The 26,606-nt window shown below is 42.2% G+C and carries 23 protein-coding genes and 9 tRNA genes; 29 read left to right on the top strand and 3 right to left on the bottom strand.

The genetic code is table 11. The annotated features are described in order from the left end of the window. Nucleotides 1-49 precede the first annotated feature (49 nt). From DW738_RS09790 to purH, 24 genes are all read left to right on the top strand, one after another. Nucleotides 50-123 (top strand) — tRNA-Pro (locus DW738_RS09790). A 5-nt stretch (nt 124-128) separates the two neighbouring features. Next, nucleotides 129-202, top strand: a tRNA-Met gene (locus tag DW738_RS09785). 16 nt (nt 203-218) lie between these two features. Then, a tRNA-Ile gene (locus DW738_RS09780) sits at nt 219-292 on the top strand. A gap of 9 nt (nt 293-301) precedes the next feature. Beyond that, nucleotides 302-391, top strand: a tRNA-Ser gene (locus DW738_RS09775). A gap of 9 nt (nt 392-400) precedes the next feature. Continuing rightward, a tRNA-Met gene (locus DW738_RS09770) sits at nt 401-474 on the top strand. Between the two features lie 5 nt (nt 475-479). Beyond that, a tRNA-Phe gene (locus DW738_RS09765) sits at nt 480-552 on the top strand. A 17-nt stretch (nt 553-569) separates the two neighbouring features. Beyond that, a tRNA-Gly gene (locus tag DW738_RS09760) sits at nt 570-640 on the top strand. A gap of 33 nt (nt 641-673) precedes the next feature. Beyond that, nucleotides 674-747 (top strand) — tRNA-Ile (locus DW738_RS09755). A 4-nt stretch (nt 748-751) separates the two neighbouring features. Continuing rightward, nucleotides 752-839, top strand: a tRNA-Ser gene (locus tag DW738_RS09750). A 144-nt stretch (nt 840-983) separates the two neighbouring features. Beyond that, complete coding sequence (locus tag DW738_RS09745; protein WP_123160903.1) at nt 984-2,228, top strand: CHAP domain-containing protein; 1,245 nt, start codon at nt 984-986, stop codon at nt 2,226-2,228. Nucleotides 2,229-2,388: 160 nt separating this feature from the next. Further along, nucleotides 2,389-3,363 carry a ribose-phosphate diphosphokinase gene (locus tag DW738_RS09740; RefSeq protein WP_023027441.1) on the top strand — a complete coding sequence of 325 codons (975 nt, stop codon included), beginning with the start codon at nt 2,389-2,391 and terminating at the stop codon, nt 3,361-3,363. Between the two features lie 379 nt (nt 3,364-3,742). Continuing rightward, the gene (locus tag DW738_RS09730; protein WP_123160901.1) at nt 3,743-4,387 is read left to right on the top strand and encodes an LPKTxAVK-anchored surface protein; all 645 of its coding nucleotides are present in this window, start codon (nt 3,743-3,745) and stop codon (nt 4,385-4,387) included. A 93-nt stretch (nt 4,388-4,480) separates the two neighbouring features. Next, on the top strand, nt 4,481-5,344 hold the full coding sequence (gene srtB / locus DW738_RS09725) for a class B sortase, LPKTxAVK-specific (protein WP_123160900.1): 864 nt from the start codon (nt 4,481-4,483) through the stop codon (nt 5,342-5,344). Nucleotides 5,345-5,506: 162 nt separating this feature from the next. Continuing rightward, nucleotides 5,507-6,688, top strand: a complete 1,182-nt coding sequence (locus tag DW738_RS09720) for a pyridoxal phosphate-dependent aminotransferase (protein ID WP_123160899.1) — start codon at nt 5,507-5,509, stop codon at nt 6,686-6,688. Further along, a complete protein-coding gene (gene recO / locus DW738_RS09715) occupies nt 6,672-7,451 on the top strand; it encodes a DNA repair protein RecO (protein ID WP_023024854.1) in 780 nt (259 codons plus the stop codon). The genes DW738_RS09720 and recO overlap by 17 nt, the downstream gene beginning before the upstream one ends. After that, the gene (gene plsX, locus DW738_RS09710) at nt 7,448-8,452 is read left to right on the top strand and encodes a phosphate acyltransferase PlsX (protein WP_023024856.1); all 1,005 of its coding nucleotides are present in this window, start codon (nt 7,448-7,450) and stop codon (nt 8,450-8,452) included. Before recO ends, plsX begins: the two co-directional genes overlap by 4 nt. Further along, nucleotides 8,449-8,694: a phosphopantetheine-binding protein gene (locus DW738_RS09705; RefSeq protein WP_023024858.1), complete on the top strand. Its 246-nt coding sequence runs from the start codon at nt 8,449-8,451 to the stop codon at nt 8,692-8,694. The genes plsX and DW738_RS09705 overlap by 4 nt, the downstream gene beginning before the upstream one ends. A 169-nt stretch (nt 8,695-8,863) precedes the next feature. Next, nucleotides 8,864-9,571: a phosphoribosylaminoimidazolesuccinocarboxamide synthase gene (gene purC, locus DW738_RS09700; RefSeq protein ID WP_123160898.1), complete on the top strand. Its 708-nt coding sequence runs from the start codon at nt 8,864-8,866 to the stop codon at nt 9,569-9,571. Between the two features lie 55 nt (nt 9,572-9,626). Next, nucleotides 9,627-13,352 carry a phosphoribosylformylglycinamidine synthase gene (locus DW738_RS09695; RefSeq protein WP_123160897.1) on the top strand — a complete coding sequence of 1,242 codons (3,726 nt, stop codon included), beginning with the start codon at nt 9,627-9,629 and terminating at the stop codon, nt 13,350-13,352. A gap of 12 nt (nt 13,353-13,364) precedes the next feature. Then, nucleotides 13,365-14,804 carry an amidophosphoribosyltransferase gene (gene purF / locus DW738_RS09690; RefSeq protein ID WP_117745156.1) on the top strand — a complete coding sequence of 480 codons (1,440 nt, stop codon included), beginning with the start codon at nt 13,365-13,367 and terminating at the stop codon, nt 14,802-14,804. 64 nt (nt 14,805-14,868) lie between these two features. Then, nucleotides 14,869-15,891 carry a phosphoribosylformylglycinamidine cyclo-ligase gene (gene purM, locus DW738_RS09685; RefSeq protein WP_123160896.1) on the top strand — a complete coding sequence of 341 codons (1,023 nt, stop codon included), beginning with the start codon at nt 14,869-14,871 and terminating at the stop codon, nt 15,889-15,891. After that, entirely contained in the window at nt 15,891-16,445 is a 555-nt protein-coding gene (gene purN, locus DW738_RS09680; RefSeq protein ID WP_123160895.1) for a phosphoribosylglycinamide formyltransferase, read from the top strand. The genes purM and purN overlap by 1 nt, the downstream gene beginning before the upstream one ends. 43 nt (nt 16,446-16,488) lie before the next feature. Next, nucleotides 16,489-16,953, top strand: a complete 465-nt coding sequence (locus DW738_RS09675) for a GNAT family N-acetyltransferase (RefSeq protein ID WP_117745153.1) — start codon at nt 16,489-16,491, stop codon at nt 16,951-16,953. 1 nt (nt 16,954) lies between these two features. Then, a complete protein-coding gene (gene purH, locus DW738_RS09670; protein ID WP_123160894.1) occupies nt 16,955-18,502 on the top strand; it encodes a bifunctional phosphoribosylaminoimidazolecarboxamide formyltransferase/IMP cyclohydrolase in 1,548 nt (515 codons plus the stop codon). Nucleotides 18,503-18,802: 300 nt separating this feature from the next. Here purH and DW738_RS09665 read toward each other — a convergent pair whose 3' ends face one another. Both DW738_RS09665 and DW738_RS09660 read right to left on the bottom strand, forming a co-directional pair. Continuing rightward, the gene (locus DW738_RS09665) at nt 18,803-19,804 is read right to left on the bottom strand and encodes a hypothetical protein (protein WP_123160893.1); all 1,002 of its coding nucleotides are present in this window, start codon (nt 19,802-19,804) and stop codon (nt 18,803-18,805) included. Then, on the bottom strand, nt 19,797-20,984 hold the full coding sequence (locus DW738_RS09660; protein ID WP_123160892.1) for an AAA family ATPase: 1,188 nt from the start codon (nt 20,982-20,984) through the stop codon (nt 19,797-19,799). The genes DW738_RS09665 and DW738_RS09660 overlap by 8 nt, the downstream gene beginning before the upstream one ends. Between DW738_RS09660 and DW738_RS09655 the strand changes: the two genes are divergently transcribed. Then, entirely contained in the window at nt 20,985-21,380 is a 396-nt protein-coding gene (locus DW738_RS09655) for an IMP cyclohydrolase (protein WP_279387290.1), read from the top strand. Between the two features lie 51 nt (nt 21,381-21,431). On the opposite strand, the gene DW738_RS09650 is transcribed toward DW738_RS09655, so the two are convergent. Then, a complete protein-coding gene (locus DW738_RS09650) occupies nt 21,432-22,445 on the bottom strand; it encodes a GBS Bsp-like repeat-containing protein (protein WP_123160891.1) in 1,014 nt (337 codons plus the stop codon). 183 nt (nt 22,446-22,628) lie between these two features. On the opposite strand from DW738_RS09650, the gene purD reads away from it, so the two are divergent. The 4 genes from purD (at nt 22,629) to DW738_RS09630 (ending at nt 26,598) form a co-directional block, all read left to right on the top strand. Further along, a complete protein-coding gene (gene purD / locus DW738_RS09645; protein ID WP_123160890.1) occupies nt 22,629-23,891 on the top strand; it encodes a phosphoribosylamine--glycine ligase in 1,263 nt (420 codons plus the stop codon). Between the two features lie 186 nt (nt 23,892-24,077). After that, nucleotides 24,078-24,569 carry a 5-(carboxyamino)imidazole ribonucleotide mutase gene (gene purE / locus DW738_RS09640; RefSeq protein ID WP_123160889.1) on the top strand — a complete coding sequence of 164 codons (492 nt, stop codon included), beginning with the start codon at nt 24,078-24,080 and terminating at the stop codon, nt 24,567-24,569. Further along, complete coding sequence (purK, locus tag DW738_RS09635) at nt 24,556-25,647, top strand: 5-(carboxyamino)imidazole ribonucleotide synthase (protein WP_123160888.1); 1,092 nt, start codon at nt 24,556-24,558, stop codon at nt 25,645-25,647. The genes purE and purK overlap by 14 nt, the downstream gene beginning before the upstream one ends. Continuing rightward, the gene (locus DW738_RS09630) at nt 25,648-26,598 is read left to right on the top strand and encodes a 2-dehydropantoate 2-reductase N-terminal domain-containing protein (RefSeq protein WP_123160887.1); all 951 of its coding nucleotides are present in this window, start codon (nt 25,648-25,650) and stop codon (nt 26,596-26,598) included. Nucleotides 26,599-26,606: the final 8 nt, after the last annotated feature.

Below are 26,606 nucleotides of genomic sequence, written 5' to 3'. Positions count from 1 at the left end.
CGGTTAGAGGTTCGACTCCTCTAGGGTGCATAAAGCGTAAGCTTTAGTTCGGGAAGTAGCTCAGCTTGGTAGAGTACTTGGTTTGGGACCAAGGTGTCGCAGGTTCGAATCCTGTCTTCCCGATTTATGGCGGTGTAGCTCAGCTGGCTAGAGCGTCCGGTTCATACCCGGGAGGTCGGGGGTTCGATCCCCTTCGCCGCTATACTATTGATCTTGTCGGACCTTTAGCTCAGCTGGTTAGAGCTCTCGGCTCATAACCGAGTGGTCGTAGGTTCAAGTCCTACAAGGTCCATAATTAGCTGGAGGATTACCCAAGTCCGGCTGAAGGGAACGGTCTTGAAAACCGTCAGGCGTGTAAAAGCGTGCGTGGGTTCGAATCCCACATCCTCCTTAATATTAACGCGGGATGGAGCAGCTCGGTAGCTCGTCGGGCTCATAACCCGAAGGTCGTAGGTTCAAATCCTGCTCCCGCAATATTTGGCTCGGTAGCTCAGTTGGTAGAGCAATGGATTGAAGCTCCATGTGTCGGCGGTTCGATTCCGTCTCGCGCCATTTTCTTTTAATACTAAGCGGGTGTAGTTTAGTGGTAAAACTACAGCCTTCCAAGCTGTTGTCGCGAGTTCGATTCTCGTCACCCGCTTTGAACATTTGTTCATTACCAAGTTTTTAACTTGGGCGCGTAGCTCAGGTGGTTAGAGCGCACGCCTGATAAGCGTGAGGTCGGTGGTTCGAGTCCACTCGTGCCCATTTTGGAGAATTACTCAAGAGGCTGAAGAGGACGGTTTGCTAAATCGTTAGGTCGGGTAACTGGCGCGGGGGTTCGAATCCCCCATTCTCCGTATAGAATGAAGTTAGCTTTCTAGCTAGCTTTTTTTGTTACTTTGATACATCAATAGAAATAAAAATGTAACAAAGGCGTAACATAAAATCGTCTATTTTCTGTTATACTAGTTAGTGTCTTATATGAAGGAGTCTTTTATTTTATGAAGAAAAAATTATTAACGACTATTTTACTTAGTACAGTTGCTTTATCACAAGTAGGTACAGTTATTTCTGTTGGAGCTGATTCTACTGATGATAAAATCGCAGTACAAGATAGTAAGATTGCTGATTTGAGTTCAAAAGAACAAAGTGCACAAGCAGAAGTTAATCAAATTCAATCTCAAGTTTCTGAAATCAAAAAACAACAAGAAACTCTTAAAGCTGAGAATGAACGTTTGAATGAAGAGTCTGCTCGTCTTTCTGCTGAGATTGAAGAACTTTCTAAAAACATTGTGGCTCGTCAAGACTCATTGGCGAACCAAGCACGTAGTGCTCAAACAACAGGAACTGCTACAAGTTATATTAACGCTATTGTAAGTTCTGGTTCTTTGACTGAAGCTATTTCACGTGTTTCTGCAATGAACGAAATTGCTAGTGCCAACAACAAAATGTTGGAAGAACAAAAACGTGATAAAGAAGCTATCGATGCGAAGCAAAAAGAAAATAACGATGCAATTAATACTGTTATTGCTAACCAACAACAGTTAAATGACGATGAACAAGCTTTGGCAACTAAGGAAGCTGAGTTGAAGGTTGCACAATTGAATTTGGCAGCTGAAAAATCAACTGCAGAAAATGAAAAGAATGCCTTGCTTGCAGAAAAAGCGGCTGCAGAGAAAGCAGCAGCTGAAGCAGCAGCAGCTGAAGCAGCATACCGCGCACAACAAGAAGAGCAACGTAAGGCTGTAGAAGCATCTGCTAATACGAACTTGCAAGCACAAGTTCAAGCTGCTACTCAAACACCAGCAGCTGATGCAGCACAACCTCAAGCAACTGTTGCAACTCCTACAGCACCAGCAGTTCAAACTCAAACTGTCGCTACACCTGCTGCAACTAGTCGTCCAACTTACAGCTCATCTGCAAGTTCATATCCAGTAGGTGAATGTACTTGGGGTGCGAAAGTATTGGCTCCTTGGGCTGGTGATTACTGGGGGAATGGAGCACAGTGGGCTGCAAGTGCTGCAGCAGCTGGATTCCGTACTGGTAGCCAACCACAAGTCGGAGCGATTGCATGTTGGAATGATGGTGGATATGGACACGTAGCTGTGGTTACAGCTGTTCAGTCACCTACAAGTATTCAAGTATCTGAATCTAACTACTTAGGTATCCGTAGCATTGGGAACTACCGTGGATGGTTTAACCCAGTTAATGCACAAGGATCACTTACTTATATCTATCCAAACTAAGAATTTGAAACACCCGCTTTTAGTGGGTGTTTTTTACTATAGTTACTATTTTAATTTTTGGTGGATTATGGATTGAAAAATCATGTAAAAAGGGTTACAATGGGTAAGGAGAAGATTTGTACAATTCGTACATTGTGGTTAAATTTATGTGGAGGAAATCATGTCGTTTTCGGATTTAATGCTGTTCGCTTTATCTTCTAACCAAGATTTGGCTGAACGTGTCTCTAAGGAGATGGGATTGCCACTTGGTAAGTCGACCGTACGTCAATTTTCAGATGGGGAAATCCAGGTCAATATTGAGGAGTCTATTCGTGGTAAAGAGGTTTATATTCTTCAATCAACGAGCTCTCCTGTAAATGATAATTTAATGGAAATTTTGATCATGGTAGATGCTCTAAAACGTGCCAGTGCTCAAACCATTAATGTAGTGATGCCCTATTATGGTTATGCTCGTCAAGACCGTAAAGCTCGTGCTCGTGAGCCGATTACATCCAAATTGGTTGCCAATATGTTAGAGATTGCTGGTGTAGATCGTCTCTTAACCATTGATTTGCATGCAGCTCAGATTCAAGGATTCTTTGATATTCCGGTGGATCATTTGATGGGAGCTCCATTGATTGCAGACTACTTTGAACGTCGTGGAATGATTGGTTCTGACTATGTGGTAGTTAGTCCGGACCACGGTGGTGTGACCCGTGCTCGTAAACTAGCCGAATTTTTGAAAACACCGATTGCCATCATTGATAAACGTCGGAGTGTTGATAAGATGAACACCAGTGAAGTCATGAACATCATTGGGAACGTTGAAGGGAAAACTTGTATCCTGATTGACGATATGATCGATACTGCGGGAACAATTTGCCACGCTGCAGATGCACTTGCTGAAGCAGGAGCAGTAGAAGTCTATGCTAGCTGTACGCATCCGGTATTGTCTGGCCCAGCTATGGACAATATTCAGAAATCAGCCATTAAGAAGTTGGTAGTATTGGATACCATTTACCTACCTGAAGAACGCTTAATTGATAAAATTGAACAAATCTCTATCGCAAAACTATTGGCAGAAGCGATTATCCGTATCCATGAAAAACGTCCTCTGTCTCCTCTATTTGAAATTGGAAATGCGAAAAAATCTTAAAATGTAAAAAAGAGGTTGTAGAAAGCCTCTTTTTTTAGAAAGGAAAAATATGTTTTTCAACTGGTTAAAAAAAGAAAGTAAGATCAATAATCAGAGGGAGGAGTTGCTGAAAGAAGCACAAAAAAATGAGGAAAGATTGGATCCTTGTCTACCCAAAAAGACCTTGCCAAAAAGTGGTGTAGTCAAATAGAGTAAGGAAAATGCCTTAGAAAATCAAGATTTCCATTATAGAAATCAAATAGTTTGCTTTTCTAAAAAAGTCTTAAAAAAATTTAAATTTTAGCAAAAAAATTGTTGACAAATAAAATATATCGTAGTAAACTAATAATAGTTACGAAGTAACGAACTATTTTTTAAAATGAAAAAAGGAGATAAAACAATGAAAAAAGTTTTATTATCATCAGTAGTTGCACTTTCAGTATTTGCAGCAGCAGCTCCTGCATTTGCAGCAGATAAAGTTGAAAAAGATACTGCACCTTCAACTTTGAAAATTTCTGACCTTGAATCTACAGGTCAAGTAGCTCCATCTGCACCAGCATCAGCTGCGACAGAAAAACATCCAGGTGCTACTAAAGTAGATCCTAAAGTTGGTAAAGGTGAAGTTATCGAGAAAAAAGGTGACGTTTCATCTGTAGAATATGATGGCGAAAAAAATGCAGACACTTCTAAAGAGTTGACTGCTATCCCAGGTGCTGAATGGTTCACTCAAGGTCTTGACCTTTGGAACGGTAGCCAACACGTTACATTGAAGACTAAAGCTGGTGTTCAAACTGTTGAAGTTACAAACCCACATGATGGAACTAAATGGTTCGTAGATGTTAAGGTTGAAGCTGGTGCTGATACTCCTAGCGGATTCTACGCAACTGCAGTAAGTGGTTCATTGCGTCCTGCAGGTAAAGCTGATGCAAAAGCTCCTGCTTCTAAAGAAGAAGCTAAAGCTACTGAAGCTAAAGCTGGTAAAGATGGTAAAGCTGGTTCAGCTGAAGCTGGTAAAGCTCTTCCAAAAACAAGCGCAGTTAAATAATTTTTATTAATTAGCTCTTAAATTAAATATCACTGAGCCTTCGGGCTCGGTGTTATTTTTTAGATTAAACGGTATATAGGGGATCTTATTTTTATGAATCGTACAGATAAACATTCTAGTTCTAAAAAAAAGGGCATTTCGCTTATTCTTGCTTTGGTTGCTCTTGTAGCCCTTGTAGGTGGTTTTGTCCTCTTTAATCCATTTGGTAAACAGACCTCATCTGATAAAAATAATACGAGCTCATCATCTAGTGCAAGTAGCAAAGAGGTCAAGGAAGTTAAGTATGAGCCAAGTCAAGAAGAAAAAGAGTATTTAGCCAACCGCTTTGCTCAATTAACTTCTGTCAATCCAGAAGCGATTGCCTATGTTTATGCTCCTGGAACTGAGTTAGATGAGCCTGTTGTTCAAACAGGGGACAATGCTACTTATTTGGATAAAACTTTTGAGGGTGGAAACCAACCTTTATTGGGAACGGTCTTCATGGATACCGATAATAAAAAGGACTTTAGTGATCGTTTGACGTGGTTATTCGGTCATGCTCGTGGTAGCCAGGTTGAAGATCATCGGATGTTTAACGATGTTAATTTCTATGATAACCAAGAGTACTTTAACCAGCACCCTTACGTAGTTATTGAAACACCTGAGCGCAAGTATTATTATGAAGCAATGGGCTTGGTTATTGTTCCTGAAACAACAGCTTTCTATCGTACAAGCTTTAAGGATGATGAAGATTTTACTACCCAGTTGAAAAACATCTATGAGGCGGCGAGGACAAAGAATCCAAATATCAAAATCAAAGCTTCTGATAAGTACCTAGTCTTGTCTACTTGTCGCGAAGAAGATGAAACTATCCGTTCCAATCTCTACCTTCGTCAAATTCCAGATTCGGAAATGAAGGATTTCTTGGCGAAACATGGTGATCAGTTGAATTATGTGGCAACACGTGGTCAAGAATAAAAAAGATTTGGTAAAATTTATTCAATGAGAGGATTTAGCATGGGCTAGGTCCTTTTTTGATGAAAAAGGTCATTATTGTATCATTTTAGTTGGGACTAGCCCCTTTTTTGCGATGGCTTTCTATTTATAGTATAATGGTGATAGAACTTTTTGGAGGTGGCTATGGATTTAACAAAACGGTTTAATCAAAATTTGAATCGAATCGAGATTTCCTTGATTCGTCAGTTTGACCAAGCCATTTCTTCTATTCCAGGTGTCTTACGATTGACCTTGGGTGAGCCAGATTTTACGACACCAGATCATGTAAAGGAAGCAGCAAAAGCAGCTATTGATGCTAATCAAAGTCATTATACGGGTATGAGTGGCTTATTAGCTCTAAGAGAGGCTGCTAGCCAGTTTGTAGCTGAAAAATATAACCTACAATATCGACCAGAGGATGAAATTTTGGTCACAATTGGGGCAACGGAGGCTCTTTCTACTACCTTGACTGCTATATTGGAACCTAGAGATGTGGTATTATTACCAGCACCTGCTTATCCTGGTTACGAACCCATTGTTAAACTGATGGGGGCTAGTGTCGTCGAAATCGATACCACTGATAATCGCTTTGTCCTTAGCCCAGAGGCTTTAGAAAAGGCCTTAGAAGAGCAAGGAGATCGCGTCAAGGCGGTTATTCTCAACTATCCAGCTAATCCAACAGGTGTCACCTACTCTAAGGAGCAGATGCAGGATTTGGCTAGAGTCTTGAAGAAATATGAAGTTTTTGTCGTTTGTGATGAGGTCTATTCAGAATTAACCTACACAGGTCAGCCTCACGTTTCCTTGGGATCCTATCTACGGGACCAAGCCATTATTATCAATGGCTTGTCTAAGTCTCATGCTATGACAGGCTGGAGACTCGGTTTTATCTTTGCGCTGGCTCCCTTGATAGCTCAATTAATCAAGAGTCATCAGTACTTGGTGACTGCAGCGGGAACCATGAACCAGTATGCAGCCATTGAAGCCTTGACAGTTGGAAAAGATGACGCAGAGCCGATGAAACGGGAATACATAGAGCGTCGAGATTATATCATCAAAGAAATGTCTGCCATGGGCTTTGACATCATCCGCCCAGATGGGGCCTTCTATATCTTTGCCAAGATCCCACAAGGGTATCATCAAGATTCGTTCGAATTTTTGAAGCTCCTAGCCCAAGAAAAGGCCGTTGCCTTTATTCCAGGAATGGCTTTTGGCCCATATGGCGAAGGTTATGTACGCTTGTCTTATGCAGCCAGTATGAAAGTGATCCAAGAAGCGATGAGTCGGTTGAAGGAGTTTATGAAAGAACATGCTGGAGAGCATTGAGAGTCGAGGCATTGTCCTCTACCATCGGGATTACCGAGAGGACGATAAGCTGGTTAAAATCTTTACGGAGCAAGCAGGTAAGTTGATGTTTTTCGTGAAACATGCCAATCGTTCTCGGTTGAATTCTATGATTCAACCCTTGACCTTGGCGGATATGTATCTGAAAATCAATGATGATGGACTCAGCTATATTGAAGATATTCATGAGGTTCAAAGTTTTCAAGGGATTAATCAAGATCTTTTTCGTCTTTCCTACGCAACCTATATACTGGCTTTGGCAGATGCTAGTATACAGGACCGTCAACCTGATCCAGCTTTGTTTTCTTTTTTAGAGCAGACCTTGCAATTGATGGATCGAGGCTTGGATTATGAAATCTTGACCAATATTTTTGAAATGCAGATTTTATCCCGATTTGGTGTCGCCTTAAACGTCCATGAGTGTTGTGTCTGTCATCGAGTGGGGCTACCTTTTGATTTTTCGTTCCGATTGGGTGGTGTCCTTTGCCCAGATCATTATGATCGTGACGAAAGGCGAGCTCACTGGGATCCAAATGCCCTCTATTTGTTGGATCGTTTTCAAGCTGTAAAATTTAGTGAGTTAGAGACGATTTCCATTCATGATGCGATGAAGAAAGAGTTGAGAAAGTGTCTAGACCAACTCTATGATGAGTATGTAGGTATTCATCTCAAAGCTAAGAAATTTATTGATTCCCTGGGAAGCTGGGGAGAGATCTTAAAAGATCAGTCTGGAGGTAAGAAATGAAAAAAATTGCAGTTGATGCAATGGGTGGAGATCATGCTCCACAGGCCCTAGTAGAAGGGGTCAATCAAGCTATACAAGAATTTAAGGATATCGAAGTCATTTTGTACGGAGATGAGGCTAAAATTAAGCAATACCTGACAGCAACTGAGCGGGTATCCATCGTCCATACAGATGAGAAAATAAATTCAGATGATGAGCCTACTCGTGCTATTCGTCGGAAAAAGCAAGCCAGCATGGTCTTAGCAGCACATGCAGTTAAGAATGGGGAAGCGGATGCCATGCTTTCTGCAGGAAATACAGGAGCACTTTTGGCCGCTGGTTACTTTATCGTCGGTCGGATCAAGGTCATTGATCGTCCAGGCTTGATGTCGACTCTTCCTACCCTTGATGGGAAGGGTTATGATATGCTGGATCTGGGGGCAAATGCTGAAAATACACCAACACATTTGCACCAATATGCGATTATGGGAGCCTATTATGCAGAGAACGTCCGTGGAATTAAGCGGCCTCGTATCGGTCTCTTAAATAACGGAACTGAGGAAAGCAAGGGGGATCCCCTCCGCAAGGAGACCTATCAATTGTTAGCAGCAGATCCTTCTCTCAATTTTGTAGGAAATGTGGAAGCACGTGACTTGATGGATGGAGTTGCTGACGTTATTGTTACAGATGGATTTACAGGAAATGCTGTCCTTAAGACCATGGAAGGAACTGCTTTGGGTCTCTTTAAACAGTTGAAAACAGTCCTGACTGGTGGTGGCTTGAAGGCTAAGATTGGTGCCTTCCTCTTGAAGAATGATTTACGAGGTTTGAAAAAGACTTTAGATTATTCAGATGTTGGAGGTGCGGTCTTGTTTGGCTTGCAAGCCCCTGTCGTAAAAACCCATGGTTCTAGTGATGCCAAGGCAGTCTATAGCACGATTCGCCAGATCCGGACCATGTTGGAAACAGATGTGATTCGTAAATCTGTGGTTGAATTATCAGAATTGGAGGAAGAGAAATGAGTCGTCGTCAAGAAATTTTTAAACTAGTTGAAGGGTTGATCAAAGATCATAAAGGATCTGAGTATGAGGTTTCTATGGATTTAGATTTACGAAAGGACTTGGAAGTGGATTCTGTTGATCTAATGGAATACATTATTTATTTGGAAGAAGCCTACCAAATTGACATCCCAGATAAAGACATTGATGCCATGGCAACCGTGGGAGACATGGTAGACTACGTTTTAAAGAAAACAAGCAAATAAAGTTCGGTTTTTACGAAAGAATAAGTATCTAAAAATAAGAGATTGAATCTTTTTGGTTCAATCTCTTATTATTTTTGTGTTACAAACGAACAAGATACGGATTTAACTTGAAAAAACAACCTCTCTGTGATACACTGTAAGGGATAAAAGATGAAAGGCGAACAAGAAGATGTCCGATCAATTAATTTATACGGGGAAAGCAAAAGATATTTATAGTACGGAAGACGAACATGTGATTAAGTCAGTCTACAAGGACCAGGCAACCATGCTGAATGGAGCTCGCAAAGAGACCATTGAGGGCAAAGGTGTGCTGAATAATCAGATTTCGTCTCTTATTTTTGAAAAATTAAATGCTGCGGGTGTAGCGACACACTTTATCGAACGTATCTCTGATACAGAACAACTTAACAAGAAGGTGACCATCATTCCTTTGGAGGTTGTGCTTCGTAACGTGACTGCGGGTTCTTTCTCCAAACGTTTCGGCGTGGAAGAAGGTTTGGACTTAAAAACTTCAATCGTTGAATTTTACTACAAAAAAGATGAGTTGGATGATCCCTTCATCAATGATGAGCATGTGAAGTTTTTGGACATTGCTAATGATGAGCAAATTGCTTATATCAAGGAAGAAACACGTCGTATCAATGAATTACTGAAAGATTGGTTTGCACAAATTGGTCTGCGTTTGATTGACTTCAAATTGGAATTTGGTTTTGATAAGGATGGTAAGATTATCTTGGCCGATGAATTTTCACCAGATAATTGTCGTCTTTGGGATGCGGAAGGTCATCATATGGACAAGGATGTTTTCCGTAGAGACTTGGGCAGTCTGACAGATGTATATAAGGTTGTTTTAGAAAAATTGCAGGGCTTGAAGTAATGATTTTCTTCATCTTCACTAGCCTATTTAAATAGAAATAAATAAAGGAAATAAAATGGATAAACGTATTTTCGTTGAGAAAAAAGCTGATTTTCGCGTGAAATCTCATTCTTTAGTAAAAGAATTACAGCATAATCTTCAGTTAAAAACTTTGAAGGATCTTCGGATTGTGCAGGTTTACGATGTCTTTAATTTGGCAGAGGATTTGTTTGCGCGTGCGGAAAAACATATCTTTTCTGAGCAAGTAACCGATACTGTTTTGGATGAAGCTAGGATCAAGGCAGATCTTGCTAACTATGCTTTCTTTGCTATCGAAAGCTTGCCTGGTCAATTTGACCAACGTGCAGCATCTTCACAAGAAGCTTTGCTATTGCTTGGTAGCTCAAGTGATGTAACAGTCAATACTGCTCAATTGTACTTGGTTAACAAGGATATTGATGCGAATGAATTGGAAGCTGTTAAAAACTATCTCTTGAACCCGGTGGACTCTCGTTTCAAAGATATCACTGTTGGTATTGCCAAGCAGGATTTCTCTGAGTCTGATAAGACCATTCCAAACTTGGATTTCTTTGAAACTTATACGGCAGAAGAATTTGCTCAATATAAGGCAGAGCAAGGATTGGCCATGGAAGTGGACGACCTGCTCTTCATCCAAGACTATTTCAAGTCAATTGGACGGGTTCCAACGGAGACGGAGCTTAAGGTTTTGGATACTTACTGGTCTGACCACTGCCGTCACACAACGTTCGAGACTGAGTTGAAAAACATCGACTTCTCAGCTTCTAAATTCCAAAAACAATTGCAAGCGACTTATGACAAGTATATCGCCATGCGTGATGAGTTGGGACGTACGGAAAAACCTCAAACCTTGATGGATATGGCCACTATTTTTGGCCGTTATGAGCGTGCTAATGGTCGTTTGGACGACATGGAAGTGTCTGATGAAATCAATGCCTGCTCAGTTGAAATTGAAGTGGATGTCAATGGTGTCAAAGAACCATGGCTTCTCATGTTCAAGAATGAAACTCATAACCACCCAACGGAAATCGAACCATTTGGTGGAGCGGCTACTTGTATCGGTGGTGCTATTCGTGACCCATTGTCAGGTCGTTCCTACGTTTACCAAGCCATGCGTATTTCAGGTGCTGGTGATATTACAGCGCCGATTTCCGAAACGCGTGCTGGTAAACTGCCACAACAAGTGATTTCTAAAACAGCGGCTCATGGCTATTCTTCATATGGGAACCAAATTGGTCTTGCAACGACCTATGTTCGTGAATACTTCCACCCAGGATTCGTTGCTAAGCGTATGGAACTAGGTGCAGTTGTCGGTGCAGCTCCTAAGGAAAATGTTGTCCGTGAAAAACCTGAAGCTGGTGATGTGATTATCTTGCTCGGTGGGAAGACTGGACGTGACGGTGTCGGTGGTGCGACAGGTTCTTCTAAAGTTCAAACGGTTGAATCGGTTGAAACAGCTGGTGCTGAGGTTCAAAAAGGGAATGCCATCGAAGAACGGAAGATTCAACGTCTTTTCCGTAATGGGGATGTGACCCGTCTGATCAAGAAATCAAATGACTTTGGAGCTGGTGGTGTCTGTGTGGCTATCGGTGAATTGGCAGATGGTCTTGAAATTGATCTAGACAAAGTGCCATTGAAATACCAAGGTTTGAACGGTACCGAAATTGCCATCTCCGAATCACAAGAACGGATGGCCGTGGTGGTTCGTCCAGAAGACGTAGAGGCCTTCGTTGAAGCATGTAACAAAGAAAATATTGACGCGGTTGTCGTGGCAACCGTGACGGAGAAACCAAATCTTGTCATGCACTGGAATGGCCAAACCATCGTTGATTTGGAACGTCGTTTCCTTGATACAAACGGAGTACGGGTAGTTGTCGATGCTAAGGTAGTTGACAAGGATGTCAAGCTCCCAGAAAAACGCCAAACATCTGCTAAAACCCTTGAAGCAGATACTCTTGCAGTCTTGGCTGACCTGAACCATGCTAGTCAAAAAGGTTTACAAACTATCTTTGATAGCTCGGTTGGTCGTTCAACAGTCAATCACCCACTTGGTGGTCGCTACCAAATCACACCAACGGAAGCTTCTGTACAGAAATTGCCAGTCCAACATGGCGTGACTCATACTGCTTCTGTTATGGCCCAAGGATTTAATCCATACATCGCAGAATGGTCTCCATATCATGGTGCTGCTTATGCGGTCATCGAAGCAACTGCTCGTTTGGTTGCTGCTGGCGCAAACTGGTCTAAGGCTCGTTTCTCTTATCAAGAATACTTCGAGCGGATGGATAAACAAGCAGAGCGTTTTGGTCAACCAGTATCAGCTCTTCTTGGATCAATCGAAGCTCAGATTCAACTTGGTTTGCCATCTATTGGTGGTAAGGACTCTATGTCTGGTACCTTTGAAGAATTGACAGTACCACCAACCTTGGTTGCCTTTGGGGTGACAACAGCAGACAGCCGTAAGGTTCTTTCTCCAGAATTTAAGGCTGCTGGTGAACATATCTACTACATCCCAGGTCAAGCTTTGACCCAAGAGATTGATTTTGATCTCATCAAGTCTAACTTTGCTCAATTTGAAGCCATCCAAGCTGACCACAAAGTGACATCAGCATCAGCTATCAAATATGGTGGTGTCCTTGAAGCTCTTGCCCTTGCAAGCTTTGGAAACCATATCGGCGCGACTGTTCAATTAGCTAATCTTGACACCAGCTTGACAGCTCAATTAGGCGGATTTGTCTTCACATCTCCTGAAGAAATTGCAGGTGTTGAGAAGATCGGACAAACAGCTGCAGACTTTACACTGATTGTCAACGGTGTAACGCTTGATGGACACCAGCTTGACAGTGCCTTCCAAGGTAAATTGGAAGAAGTTTACCCTACTGAGTTTGAACAGGCTACTGAACTGGAAGAAGTACCTGCTGTTGCATCAAATCCTGTGATCAAAGCTAAAGAAACAGTGGATACACCAGTGGTTTACATTCCAGTATTTCCAGGGACCAACTCGGAATACGACTCCGCTAAGGCCTTTGAAAAAGAAGGTGCCAAAGTCAACTTGGTACCATTTGTAACACTGAATGAAGAAGCGATTGTCAAGTCGGTTGACACCATGGTTGACAACATCGGAAAAGCTAACATTATCTTCTTTGCAGGTGGTTTCTCAGCGGCGGATGAACCAGATGGATCAGCTAAATTTATCGTGAATATCTTGCTCAATGAAAAAGTACGTGCAGCTATTGATCACTTTATCGAAGGTGGTGGTTTGATCATCGGTATCTGTAATGGGTTCCAAGCCCTTGTTAAATCAGGTCTCCTTCCATACGGTAACTTTGAAGATGCAAGCAGTACCAGTCCAACCCTTTTCTACAACGATGCCAACCAACACGTGGCTAAGATGGTGGAAACAAGGATTGCAAACACGAACTCACCATGGCTTGCTGGAGTGGAAGTTGGTGACATCCATGCTATCCCAGTATCACACGGTGAAGGGAAGTTTGTCGTGACAGCTGAGGAATTTGCAGAGCTTCGTGACAATGGTCAAATTTTTAGCCAATACGTTGACTTCGAAGGAAAACCTAGCATGGATTCTAAATACAATCCAAATGGTTCTGTCCATGCGATTGAAGGAATCACTAGCAAGAACGGTCAAATCATTGGGAAGATGGGACACTCAGAACGTTTCGAAGACGGTCTCTTCCAAAATATTCCAGGAAATAAAGACCAGCATCTCTTTGCATCAGCGGTTCAATATTTTACTGGAAAATAAAAGGTATACAACATGACATACGAAGTAAAATCTCTTAATGAAGAGTGTGGAGTATTTGGGATTTGGGGACATCCAGACGCTGCGAAACTCACCTATTTTGGCCTTCACAGTCTCCAACACCGGGGACAAGAGGGGGCAGGAATCCTGGCCAATGATCAAGGAACCTTGAGACGCCATCGGGATACCGGTCTGCTTTCAGAAGTCTTTCGAAATCCTTTAAATTTGGAAAAATTGACAGGAAGTTCTGCTATTGGGCATGTTCGCTATGCGACAGCAGGGGAAGCTTCGGTGGATAACATCCAACCCTTCCTCTTCCGCTTTCAAGATACCCAGTTTGGTCTGGCCCATAATGGGAATTTGACCAATGCCCAATCGCTCAAATCTGAATTAGAAAAAAATGGAGCCATCTTTAGCTCAACCTCTGACTCAGAAATTTTAGCTCACTTGATTCGTCGGAGCCACAACCCTTCCTTTATGGGAAAAATCAAGGAAGCACTCAATACGGTCAAAGGTGGTTTTGCTTATCTGATGCTGTTTGAAGATAAGCTAATCGCAGCTCTGGACCCAAATGGTTTCCGTCCTCTATCCATCGGAAAAATGTCTAATGGAGCCTTGGTTGTTTCTTCTGAAACCTGTGCTTTTGAGGTTATTGGAGCGGAGTGGATCCGAGATGTGCACCCTGGTGAGCTCGTTATCTTTGATGAAAATGGCATTACCTATGATCGCTATACGGATGATACCCAACTGGCGATTTGTTCCATGGAGTATATCTATTTTGCCCGTCCCGATTCCAATATCCAAGGAGTTAATGTCCATACGGCTCGCAAGCGGATGGGAGCTCAGTTGGCACGAGAGTTTAAGAACCAAGCAGATATTGTAGTGGGGGTTCCAAACTCCTCACTCAGTGCTGCTATGGGCTTTGCGGAAGAATCTGGTTTGCCAAATGAAATGGGCTTGATCAAGAATCAGTATGTCCAACGAACCTTTATCCAACCGACTCAGGAATTACGGGAACAAGGGGTGCGGATGAAGCTCTCTGCCGTATCTGGTGTCGTGAAAGGCAAACGGGTTGTCATGATTGATGACTCTATCGTGCGTGGAACCACCTCTCGTCGGATTGTGAAATTGTTGAAAGAAGCAGGGGCTACAGAAGTCCATGTGGCAATTGCTAGCCCAGCTCTGGCTTATCCATGTTTCTACGGAATTGATATTCAGAGTCGTGAGGAGCTAATCGCAGCCAATCATACAGTAGAGGAAACCTGTGAGATTATCGGTGCGGATAGTTTGACTTATTTATCTGTTGAGGGCTTGATTGATTCTATAGGGATTGATACCGATGCACCAAACGGTGGCCTTTGTGTGGCTTACTTCGATGGGAAATATCCAACCCCTTTGTATGACTACGAAGAACGCTATTTGGAAAGCTTGAATGAGCAGACTTCTTTCTATTAGGAATTTTTGCAAGTGAATCTGACCATTCACAGTAGGATCTAGGAACAGAAAAAGGAAGAAACAAATGACAAATAAAAATGCTTATGCCCAGTCTGGTGTAGATGTTGAAGCGGGTTATGAAGTTGTTGAACGGATTAAAAAACACGTGGCACGTACAGAGCGTGCGGGTGTCATGGGAGCTCTTGGCGGTTTCGGTGGCATGTTTGACCTTTCAAAAACAGGTGTCAAAGAGCCCGTTTTGATCTCAGGGACAGACGGTGTCGGTACCAAACTCATGCTGGCTATCAAGTACGACAAGCACGATACCATCGGACAAGACTGTGTGGCCATGTGTGTTAACGATATTATCGCTGCAGGTGCGGAGCCCCTTTACTTCCTTGACTACGTAGCAACTGGTAAAAATGAACCAGCTAAGCTAGAACAAGTAGTTGCTGGTGTGGCTGAAGGTTGTGTGCAAGCTGGTGCAGCCCTCATTGGTGGGGAAACGGCTGAAATGCCTGGTATGTACGGTGAAGACGACTATGACTTGGCTGGATTTGCAGTCGGTGTCGCTGAAAAAAGCCAAATCATCGACGGTTCAAAAGTAGCAGAGGGAGACGTCCTTCTTGGGCTTGCCTCAAGCGGTATCCACTCAAATGGTTACTCACTTGTTCGTCGTGTCTTTGCGGATTACACAGGGGAAGAAGTCCTCCCAGAATTGGAAGGCAAAAAACTCAAAGAGGTTCTTTTGGAGCCGACTCGTATCTACGTTAAAGCTGTTCTGCCACTCATCAAAGAGGAATTGGTTAACGGTATTGCCCACATCACAGGTGGTGGTTTCATCGAAAATGTCCCACGTATGTTCTCAGATGACTTGGCGGCTGAAATTGACGAAAGCAAGGTCCCAGTCCTTCCAATCTTCAAAGCCCTTGAAAAATATGGCCAAATCAAACATGAAGAAATGTTTGAAATCTTCAACATGGGGATTGGTCTCATGCTTGCGGTGAAACCAGAAAATGTGGAACGTGTCAAAGAACTTCTTGACGAACCTGTTTATGAAATCGGTCGAATTGTGAAGAAGACAGATGCAAGTGTGGTGATTAAATAATGGCTAAAAAGATTGCTGTTTTTGCCTCTGGCAACGGCTCAAACTTCCAGGTGATTGCGGAAAAATTTCCAGTTGAGTTTGTCTTTTCAGATCACCGTGATGCCTATGTCTTAGAACGTGCCAAAAATCTTGGTGTGGCTAGCCATACTTTTGAACTCAAGGAATTTGACAATAAAGCAGCTTATGAAGAAGCCATCGTCAAACTTTTGGATGAGCACCAGATTGACCTAGTCTGTTTAGCGGGCTACATGAAAATCGTTGGCCCAACCTTATTAGCTGCTTATGAAGGCCGTATCATCAATATTCACCCGGCTTTTCTCCCTGAATTTCCAGGGGCTCATGGCATTGAGGATGCTTGGAATGCAGGTGTTGACCAGTCTGGTGTGACCATTCACTGGGTGGATTCTGGTGTGGACACTGGTAAGGTTATCAAACAAGTCCGTGTGCCACGTCTAGCAGGGGATACCCTTGATACTTTCGAAACTCGCATCCATGAAACAGAGTACAAGCTCTATCCAGAAGTGTTGGAACGTTTGGGAGTGGAGAGGAAATAAGAAGGAGATCAAGTTTTGATTGTGTAATCTTGGTAGGAGAAAAATGATTAAGTTGAAATTAGTAGATGAGAGCAGTTTTCAGGCAGTGCTGGATTTGAAAATATCTGAAGCTGATGAACGAGCACGTTTCGTAGCTCCCAATGTGCGTTCTTTAGCTGATGCATGGCTCTACCGAGAGAATGGGGATGTGTTTCCGATGGCAATCTATTGGGATGAGCAAGTGGTTGGCTTTCTCCTGCTGGAAATAGACAAGGATGAAACGGAATACTTTATCTGGCGGATAATGATTGGCCAGCAGTACCAAGGAAAAGGTTACGGACGAAAAGCCTTGGAAGTTCTCATCAAAGAGGCTCAGATGGATAGGGGTTGCAATCATATTATCGCAGATTATGTAGTTGGAAATGAAAAAATGAAGTATCTGCTGACTAGTTTGGGTTTTCAGGAAACGGGATTTATAGAAGAAAATAACGAAGTCGCTATGCGCTTGGATCTAAAGAAAGAGGAATAGAATGACTAAACGTGCACTAATTAGTGTTTCAGATAAAGCGGGCATCGTTGAATTTGCCCAAGAACTTAAAAAACTTGGTTGGGACATTATCTCAACAGGGGGTACCAAAGTTGCCCTTGACAATGCTGGGGTAGACACCATTGCCATTGACGATGTGACTGGTTTCCCAGAAATGATGGATGGTCGTGTCAAGACTCTCCACCCAAATATCCATGGGGGGCTTCTCGCTCGTCGTGACCTCGAAAGTCACCTAGAGGCTGCTAAGGACAATCAGATTGAGCTCATTGATCTTGTTGTGGTCAACCTTTATCCATTCAAGGAAACCATCCTCAAACCAGATGTGACCTATGCGGACGCGGTTGAAAACATCGATATCGGTGGGCCATCAATGCTTCGTTCCGCAGCGAAGAACCACGCTAGCGTTACAGTTGTGGTAGACCCTGCTGACTATGCTGTTATGCTTGACGAATTGGCAGCCAAGGGCGAAACCACTTACGAAACTCGCCAACGTTTGGCAGCTAAGGTTTTCCGTCACACTGCAGCTTATGATGCCTTGATTGCAGAATACTTTACAGCTCAAGTGGGTGAAGAAAAACCTGAAAAACTCACCTTGACTTATGATCTTAAGCAAGCAATGCGTTACGGGGAGAACCCTCAACAAGACGCAGATTTCTACCAAAAAGCCTTGCCAACGGATTATTCCATTGCATCCGCTAAACAATTGAACGGGAAAGAATTGTCCTTTAACAATATCCGAGACGCGGATGCGGCAATCCGGATCATCCGTGATTTCAAAGACCGTCCAACCGTTGTGGCTCTCAAACACATGAACCCATGTGGGATTGGTCAAGCTGACGATATCGAAACAGCTTGGGACTACGCTTATGCGTCTGACCCGGTTTCTATCTTCGGTGGGATTGTTGTTCTCAACCGTGAGGTAGATGCTGCGACAGCTGAGAAGATGCACGGCGTTTTCCTTGAAATCATCATCGCACCAAGCTATACAGATGAAGCGCTTGAAATCTTGACTACCAAGAAAAAAAACTTGCGGATCCTTGAATTGCCATTTGACGCTCAAGATGCCAGTGAAGTGGAAGCAGAATACACTGGTGTTGTAGGTGGACTTCTTGTTCAAAACCAAGACGTGGTCAAAGAAAGCCCAGCTGACTGGCAAGTGGTGACCAAACGCCAACCAACTGAGACAGAAGCGACGGCTCTTGAGTTTGCTTGGAAAGCCATCAAGTATGTCAAATCAAACGGGATCATCGTGACTAATGACCACATGACAATTGGTGTTGGCCCAGGTCAAACCAATCGTGTGGCTTCTGTTCGCATTGCTATTGACCAAGCTAAAGACCGTCTTGACGGCGCGGTCCTCGCTTCAGACGCCTTCTTCCCATTTGCGGATAACGTGGAAGAAATTGCTAAAGCAGGTATTAAGGCTATCATCCAACCGGGTGGATCCGTCCGTGACCAAGAGTCAATCGAAGCTGCGGATAAATATGGCTTGACCATGGTCTTCACAGACGTGAGACATTTTAGACATTGAGAAAACGAGCATCTCCAATTACGGAAATGCTCGTTTTTTGATATTTAGAAGTGATTTTTTACCTAGCTTTTTCAAATGGACTCCTAAAACTCAATCTACTACAGGTTTACAAAGAGATAGAAAACACATAGGGTTTTAATATGTCAGAAGTTTGATAACCATAGCCACTCATATATCGTGTGGTTTATTTGTTTCTTACCTTGCAGAGCGAGATGAACTGAAAGTCACATAAAAAAAATAGTTAACTTCTTAAGTTAAAATAAAAGCTAACTATTTTCTAAATTATATGAGAGGGAGAGGCTAATCATTTAGTAATGTTGAATTATATTCTGCTATGAATAATAGAAAAGTATTTATGACCCATAGTTTATTATCTTTAAACATTTCATTTTGTAAGGTTAACAATTTTAGATAGTCAAATTCATTAGTTTGTTGTAAATTATGATATTCTTGTTGAGATACAACATGTGTTGAACAAGGATAAGTTATAATTCGTTCGTATTTTAATATTTGTAATTTTACAATTCTCTTAAGTAATCTTTTTATGTAGATATTATAAGAAATCTCATCATTGAAGTAGGTTTTAAAATTTTTATCTAGATAACAGTTTAAATTTTTCTTTTTCTTGTCATCTGTATTTAATTCATTGCATATTTCTTTTAGAGACTCAGAACTACAGCAGTTTAATATTTTAGAAACTGGATCATGTTGCAATATTGCAGGGATATCCGCAATACTTTCTAGTCGTTTCGGAATGATGAAAGGAATTTGGAATATTTTGTAAAGTTCATTTTTTTTAACAATGGCTTTATATTCCTTACCCGTCACAATTTTATTTAAAAATTTGTTTAGAAATTGTAAGTTATTGTTGATTTCTATATCAAAATAAGACTCAACCATTGGGTAATTTATATAGAGTTGACCATTATTGGTTACATCGCTGAAATATTTTTGTAATCGCTGTATCTTACATATAGAAAAGTTGGGATCTTGTGCTTCGTAATCAAAAATTAAAAAAATATTTTTATAATTTCTTTTTCTACCAATAGATTCAAATCTTTGAGAATCATATTTATTTAAAACAAAAGGTAAATCCACATCATTGGAGGGAGCATCCCATTCCTCTCCATATTCTTCTTGAATTTTCTGGTATAATTGGTAAATATTTGTGCCAAAAATATGTATATTCTCTTCAGTAATACTAAGTTCAGGGAAAATTTCGATAATAAGTTTAAAAAGTTCATTTTTTTCATGATGGCCTTCGACTATGAAAAGGGTTTGACCTCGTGTTGCATTATTCATATTCAGCAAACTCTCCGCTAATGTACATCTTTTCTAAATTATGCCCCTCTCGTAATTCTCGCTTAGTTGCTTTGTTTAAAGGTGTTATAAATCCTTTTTGAGATAAAATAAACAAGCAGTCGGGTCTAAATAACTCATTAGACATAATATTTGTATCGTGGGTAGTCAAAATGATTTGGGTATCTGGAAATATTTTTTTAAAATGACGTATTAAACTTTCAGAAAGTTCGTAGTGATAAAAAGCGTCAAATTCATCGAAAAATAAAAATTTAGGAGAATTGTTGGTTCTGAGGTACTCAAAACGATATAGGATTCTAAAATATAATTTGGCTAAAGCCAAAGTTCCACTAGATGCTTCTTTGAAGAATGGAACACTTTTATTTTTATAAATAAAACAAAGGATATCCTTTCCATCTATTTGTTCTATTGCATCTAAGCGACAACATATTCCCATATCATTTAGAAATAATTCTAATCCTTTTGCTACTTTTTTATGATCTAGTGTATTTCGAAACCACAAATTTAACAAAGGTTTAGGAGATTCGTGGTTGACGTATAACATATTTCGAATAAATGTTCGGATAGATGTAAGAATAGAAGTATCTAACTTAGAGGTATTAGTTATTAGCCATGCTAAAAAAGAAGTATTTTCTCCGTCTAAATTTTGTTCATCACTTGAAATCTGCTCTAAATAATTAGTTATTAATATGTTGAAATCGTTATTTATAATACCTAATTTATTAGCTACGTCCTTTATAGTAGTAGATGTTATTGGGTCAGTAGATAAATCCACTTTCCAGATTAATTCGCTATTTATAGATAGTGCTTCAGTCTGTATAACCTGATACTCATCCTTTGTATAAATATATTCAATTTCATCATTATTAAGTAAAAATGTATAGTGAAAAGTAGCAATATTACTATTCGAGTTATTATTTAAAAAAGATGTAAAATTTTGATCATCATTTAAGGGTCTACTAGAAAGATTTTTAGTAATATCAAATAATGCTAAACCTAAATTAGATTTTCCTGTAGCATTTCTACCATAGATTAGCACTTTACTCAAAATATTATTTGATAAGCAGTCCTCATTAAATTTATAACCCCCGACTTGTGAAAAATCAATTGAGATTTCATTTTCAAAGTTTTTGTAATTCTTTACAGAAAAGTATTTTAGCATTTGTCAGTCCTCCTATTACGATTATTATACCATAAAAACCCTTTCCGTAAAAAAATTACGGCCCTTGAGTTTGCTTGGAAAGCCATCAATTACGTCAAATCAAACGGGATCATCGTGACCAACGACCACATGACACTGGGTGTCGGTCCTGGTCAAACCAACCGTGTGGCTTCCGTCCGCATCGCCATTGACCAAGCTAAAGACCGTCTTGACGGCGCTGTTCTTGCTTCAGATGCCTTCTTCCCATTTGCGGATAACGTGGAAGAAATTGCCAAAGCAGGTATCAAGGCCATCATCCAACCGGGAGGCTCGGTCCGTGACCAAGAATCCATCGAAGCGGCTGACAAGTATGGATTAACCATGATCTTTACAGGCGTTCGTCACTTCCGTCATTAATCAAAACAGGCACTCATCCATCGATGAGTGCCTTTATTAGTCAAGAAACCTTTAATTTGGATAGATATAGCTGACTGTTCCCCAGACAACATTCGTTGGGTCAAACCAGCCACGGAAATTGTTTATGGTCCGATTTCCATTGTAATTAGCTTCCTTCACTTGAATCTTTTGTTCATGTTCAACATCTGTCACGACTGCAACATGGCCATAGCCACCGTTGTCCCAGCAGGCGATGGCGCCGACCTCAGGGGCGTTTCCTGTCCGGAAGCCTGCAGCGCGAGCACTAGCAGTCCACATGCCACCGTTTCCCCACCAGTTTTGTGACCAAGGAGCCAGCTCTTTTGCTGCCCAGGTACATTCGCCAACGGGATAGTAATTGTCCGGCTGGGTGACGATTGGAGCAGCTTTAGCCCGTTCGACCTGAAATTTTGTGGCGAGTAGGCCTTTTAGGTGTCCCTTGTCTTTCTGGTAGACATGGAGATGAAAGGTTCCTTTTCCTTTATGTTTTTCGGCATTGAAGGACAATTGGTAGCGACCAGGTGCTGTTCTTTTTGCGGGATACCAGATTAAGTCGTCTTGGCCATCTTGTTCAGACCAGATGGGAAAGAGGACCTCCTCGACATCTTCAAAGAGCTGGAGTTGGATCTCAAATAGCTGTGCAGTGCTAGGTCGGACTGTGATCTTAGGTTGGGAAGATGCGAGATCTTTTTTCTCAACGATTGTCTGTAGAGGAAACAGTCCTTCAATGTTTCCATTAGAATGGATGCCGTAGACATGGATATGGTAAAGTCCGGCCTGATCCAAATGATTGGTCAGTGGTACTTGCAAATCAAAGCCATTTTCCCCTCGTTGAACAGGATACCAAATGAGGTCGTCCTGGCCGTTTTGCTCGGACCAAATGGGGACGCTAACGCTTTGAAAGCGGTCTGGAATGTTCCCGAGATGGACAACTAATTGTCCCTTTTCCTTGTAGATGTAATTGATGTTTTGGTCTGCTCTTGCAACTTGTGAAGCCCCTGCCCAGAAAAGGCAAGCTGCCAAGAGTAGTTTCTTCATTCTCTGCATAAAACTCCTTTTTAAAAATAGTAGAGGTCTCAATTATAATATTCGTAAAAAGGAGCAGAAATTTAAAAAATAATGGAAAAAGTTTGTTTTCTAATGAAAATCATTGGTTATTCCTTGAAATATTAGAATAAAGCGAACGATTATGGTATAATTTAATAAAATAATTCGCAAAAGAGGTTCAAGATGAAACTTTTGGTTGTTGGATCTGGTGGTCGTGAGCATGCGATTGCCAAGAAGTTGTTGGAGTCTAAAGACGTTGAGCAGGTTTTTGTAGCTCCTGGTAATGACGGGATGCGATTAGATGGTCTAGATTTGATCAATATCGGAATTTCCGAACATTCTAAGCTGATTGACTTCGCAAAAGTCAATGATATCGCTTGGACCTTTATTGGCCCAGATGATGCCCTTGCGGCTGGGATTGTGGATGAGTTCAATGCAGCCGGTCTCAAGGCTTTTGGTCCGACCAAAGCTGCGGCTGAGCTGGAGTGGTCCAAGGATTTTGCTAAGGAAATCATGGTCAAATATGATGTTCCGACAGCAAACTATGGGACTTTTTCAGATTTCGAGGAAGCTAAGGCCTACATTGAGGAAAAAGGCGCTCCAATCGTCGTCAAGGCAGATGGGCTAGCTCTTGGGAAAGGTGTCGTCGTTGCGGAGACAGTCGAGCAAGCGGTCGAAGCCGCTCACGAGATGCTATTGGACAACAAATTTGGTAACTCAGGTGCGCGTGTGGTCATCGAGGAATTCCTGGATGGGGAAGAGTTCTCTCTCTTTGCCTTTGTCAATGGGGACAAGTTCTACATCATGCCAACAGCTCAGGACCACAAACGTGCCTACGATGGCGACAAGGGTCCTAACACTGGGGGGATGGGGGCTTACGCGCCAGTTCCTCACTTGCCACAGAGCGTTGTTGACACAGCGGTTGACACCATTGTCAAGCCAGTTCTTGAAGGCATGATTAAAGAAGGTCGCCCCTATCTTGGTGTCCTTTACGCTGGTCTTATCTTGACAGCTGAAGGACCAAAAGTCATCGAGTTCAACGCTCGCTTTGGAGATCCTGAAACGCAAATCATCTTGCCTCGTTTGACATCTGATTTTGCGCAAAATATCACGAATATTTTGGATGGCAAAGAGCCAGCAATCACTTGGACGGACAAGGGTGTGACACTTGGTGTGGTTGTAGCATCAAACGGTTACCCACTGGCTTATGAGAAAGGCGTCAAGCTTCCTGCCAAGACAGAGGGCGACATCATCACTTACTATGCAGGTGCTAAATTCGCTGATAATGGCCAAGACCTCCTCTCAAATGGCGGACGTGTCTACATGCTGGTCACAACAGCAGACACCGTCAAAGATGGTCAAAATATCATCTACAGCCAACTCAACAACCAAAACACAGATGGGTTGTTCTACCGTACAGATATCGGTAGCAAGGCGATAAAGTAAAAGTACAAGAATAACGCGACGAAGTCGCCAACCCGATAATGGTTGCCGTGGTGAAAAGACCAGAACAGTCTCTGTTCTGGTCGAGGGAAACTTTGAGACCTTAGGCTCAAAGTTTAGGAATGAAACCGAAGGTTTGCTTCCGTCCCCACCACCTAAGACCATTATCAAAAAAGAAAAGGAAAAATTATGACTAAACCAATTATTTCCATCATCATGGGGTCAAAATCCGACTGGGGCACCATGCAAAAAACAGCAGAAGTCCTAGATCGCTTCGGCGTAGCCTACGAAAAGAAAGTTGTCTCTGCCCATCGCACACCTGATCTCATGTTCAAACATGCAGAAGAAGCTCGTAGCCGTGGCATCAAGGTCATCATCGCTGGTGCAGGTGGCGCAGCTCACTTGCCAGGGATGGTAGCAGCTAAAACTACCCTTCCAGTCATTGGTGTGCCTGTCAAATCTCGTGCTCTTAGCGGTGTGGATTCACTTTATTCCATCGTTCAGATGCCAGGTGGAGTACCAGTCGCAACCATGGCCATCGGTGAAGCTGGTGCGACTAACGCGGCCCTCTTTGCCCTCCGTCTCCTTTCAGTAGAGGACCAGGCCATTGCGACAGCCTTGGCAGATTTCGCAGAAGAACAAGGAAAAATCGCAGAGGAGTCGACAAATGAGCTCATCTAAAACAATCGGAATTATCGGTGGTGGTCAGCTGGGTCAGATGATGGCCATTTCTGCTATCTACATGGGCCACAAGGTCATCGCGCTGGACCCTGCAGCGGATTGCCCAGCATCTCGTGTGGCAGAAATCATCGTGGCGCCTTATAACGATGTGGATGCCCTCCGTCAGTTGGCTGAGCGTTGCGATGTTCTGACTTATGAGTTTGAAAATGTCGATGCCGATGGTTTGGACGCTGTCATCAATGAGGGGCAACTTCCACAAGGGACAGACCTACTCCGTATTTCTCAAAATCGGATCTTTGAAAAGGACTTTCTCTCAAACAAGGCCCAAGTCACTGTAGCACCCTACAAAGTCGTGACTTCTAGTCAAGACTTGGCAGATATTGACCTGTCGAAAAACTATGTCCTCAAGACGGCGACAGGTGGCTACGATGGGCATGGACAAAAGGTCATTCGTTCAGCAGAAGATTTGGAAGAAGCCAATGCGCTAGCTGACTCAGCAGATTGTGTCTTGGAAGAATTTGTCAACTTTGACCTGGAGATTTCTGTCATCGTGTCTGGTAATGGCAAGGATGTGACAGTTTTCCCAGTTCAGGAAAATATCCACCGCAACAATATCCTGTCTAAGACCATTGTGCCAGCTCGCATTTCAGAAAGTCTGTCAGAAAAAGCCAAAGCTATGGCCGTGCGAATCGCAGAACAACTAAACTTGTCTGGAACCCTTTGTGTGGAAATGTTTGCGACGGCTGACGACATCATTGTCAACGAGATTGCCCCCCGCCCACACAACTCTGGCCACTATTCTATCGAAGCTTGTGACTTCTCCCAGTTTGATGCCCATATTTTGGGTGTTTTGGGAGCACCATTGCCAGCAATTAAATTACATGCCCCAGCTGTCATGCTCAACGTTCTCGGCCAACACGTCGAGGCGGCTGAAACATATGTGACAGAAAATCCAAGCGTTCACCTCCACTTATATGGTAAACTAGAAGCAAAGCACAACCGCAAAATGGGACATGTGACTTTGTTTAGTAATGAACCGGATAAGGTTGAGGAATTTGGGAAAGGGATTGATTTTTAGGTGAAAATAGCAATTCTAGGACTTGGAGTGATCGGGACCACTTATGCCTATGCTTTTCAAAAAGCGGGTCATCAAGTAGAACATGTATTGAGAGATAGTAAGAAAAACATTGCTCCGAAGGAGTTGTCGGTTGATTTGCTAGATGGTCGCTATCATTCCAAGGGCGAAAACAAACACGACATCTATGAGGTTCATGTGGCAGAGACTGATTCGGAATATGATTTTATTTTTCTCAGTGTGCGTCACGGCTTTGTCAAAGAAGCTGTGGAAACCTTGCGAAAAAATAATATCAAAGGCACCCTTGTTTTCTTCTGTAATTTCTGGGATACTCGAAAAGAGGTTCAAGAGTGGGCAGGGGACTACGACTATATTCTGGCTTTTCCAACTGCTGGAGGCCACATGCAGGAAAATCATTTAGATGGTGTCTTGTTCGACCATTTAATGCTAGAAGGTGAGCAAAAAGCAGAGATTTCTAACTATGCTGATCTGACGGCTTTACTGACTTCTGCAGATTTGAAGTGGGAAGTTCCTCATGATATGGTCGAGTGGATTTGGATTCATATGGCGATTAACGCAGGTGTCACTTCTACAGCTGCACGTTCGGGGAATCTGAAAAATCCAGAACAATTGGCTCTGAACTTGATGAATAGTTCTTCGGAATTATCATTAGCCATCAAGGCCATTCGGGAAGCTTTGAAAGTCGTAGAAGCACGTGGCGTGAATTTAAAGCTTTACAAAGCCGAACTCTTACCTTACAAAATTCCAGCATGGATTGCAGGAAAAGCCATGAAAATCATGTTTGCGAAAAATGAGTTGACTCGAAAGATTATGACCTTGCACAATGATAAGCAGGACATTTTCTACTGTTGTCAAAGTGTTTATCAGACTGGTCAGGAGTTAGGTGTGAAGATGCCCATTCTGGAAGCAAATATGAAGGGCATTTCGCTTTAGGAGGTTTT

Origin of the sequence: Streptococcus sp. AM28-20 (assembly GCF_003603595.1) — a bacterium.
In the GTDB taxonomy this organism is placed as follows: Bacteria; Bacillota; Bacilli; order Lactobacillales; family Streptococcaceae; genus Streptococcus; species Streptococcus ilei.
Note: the sequence above shows the minus strand (reverse complement) of the source record. Positions and strands in the feature narration are given on the sequence as shown.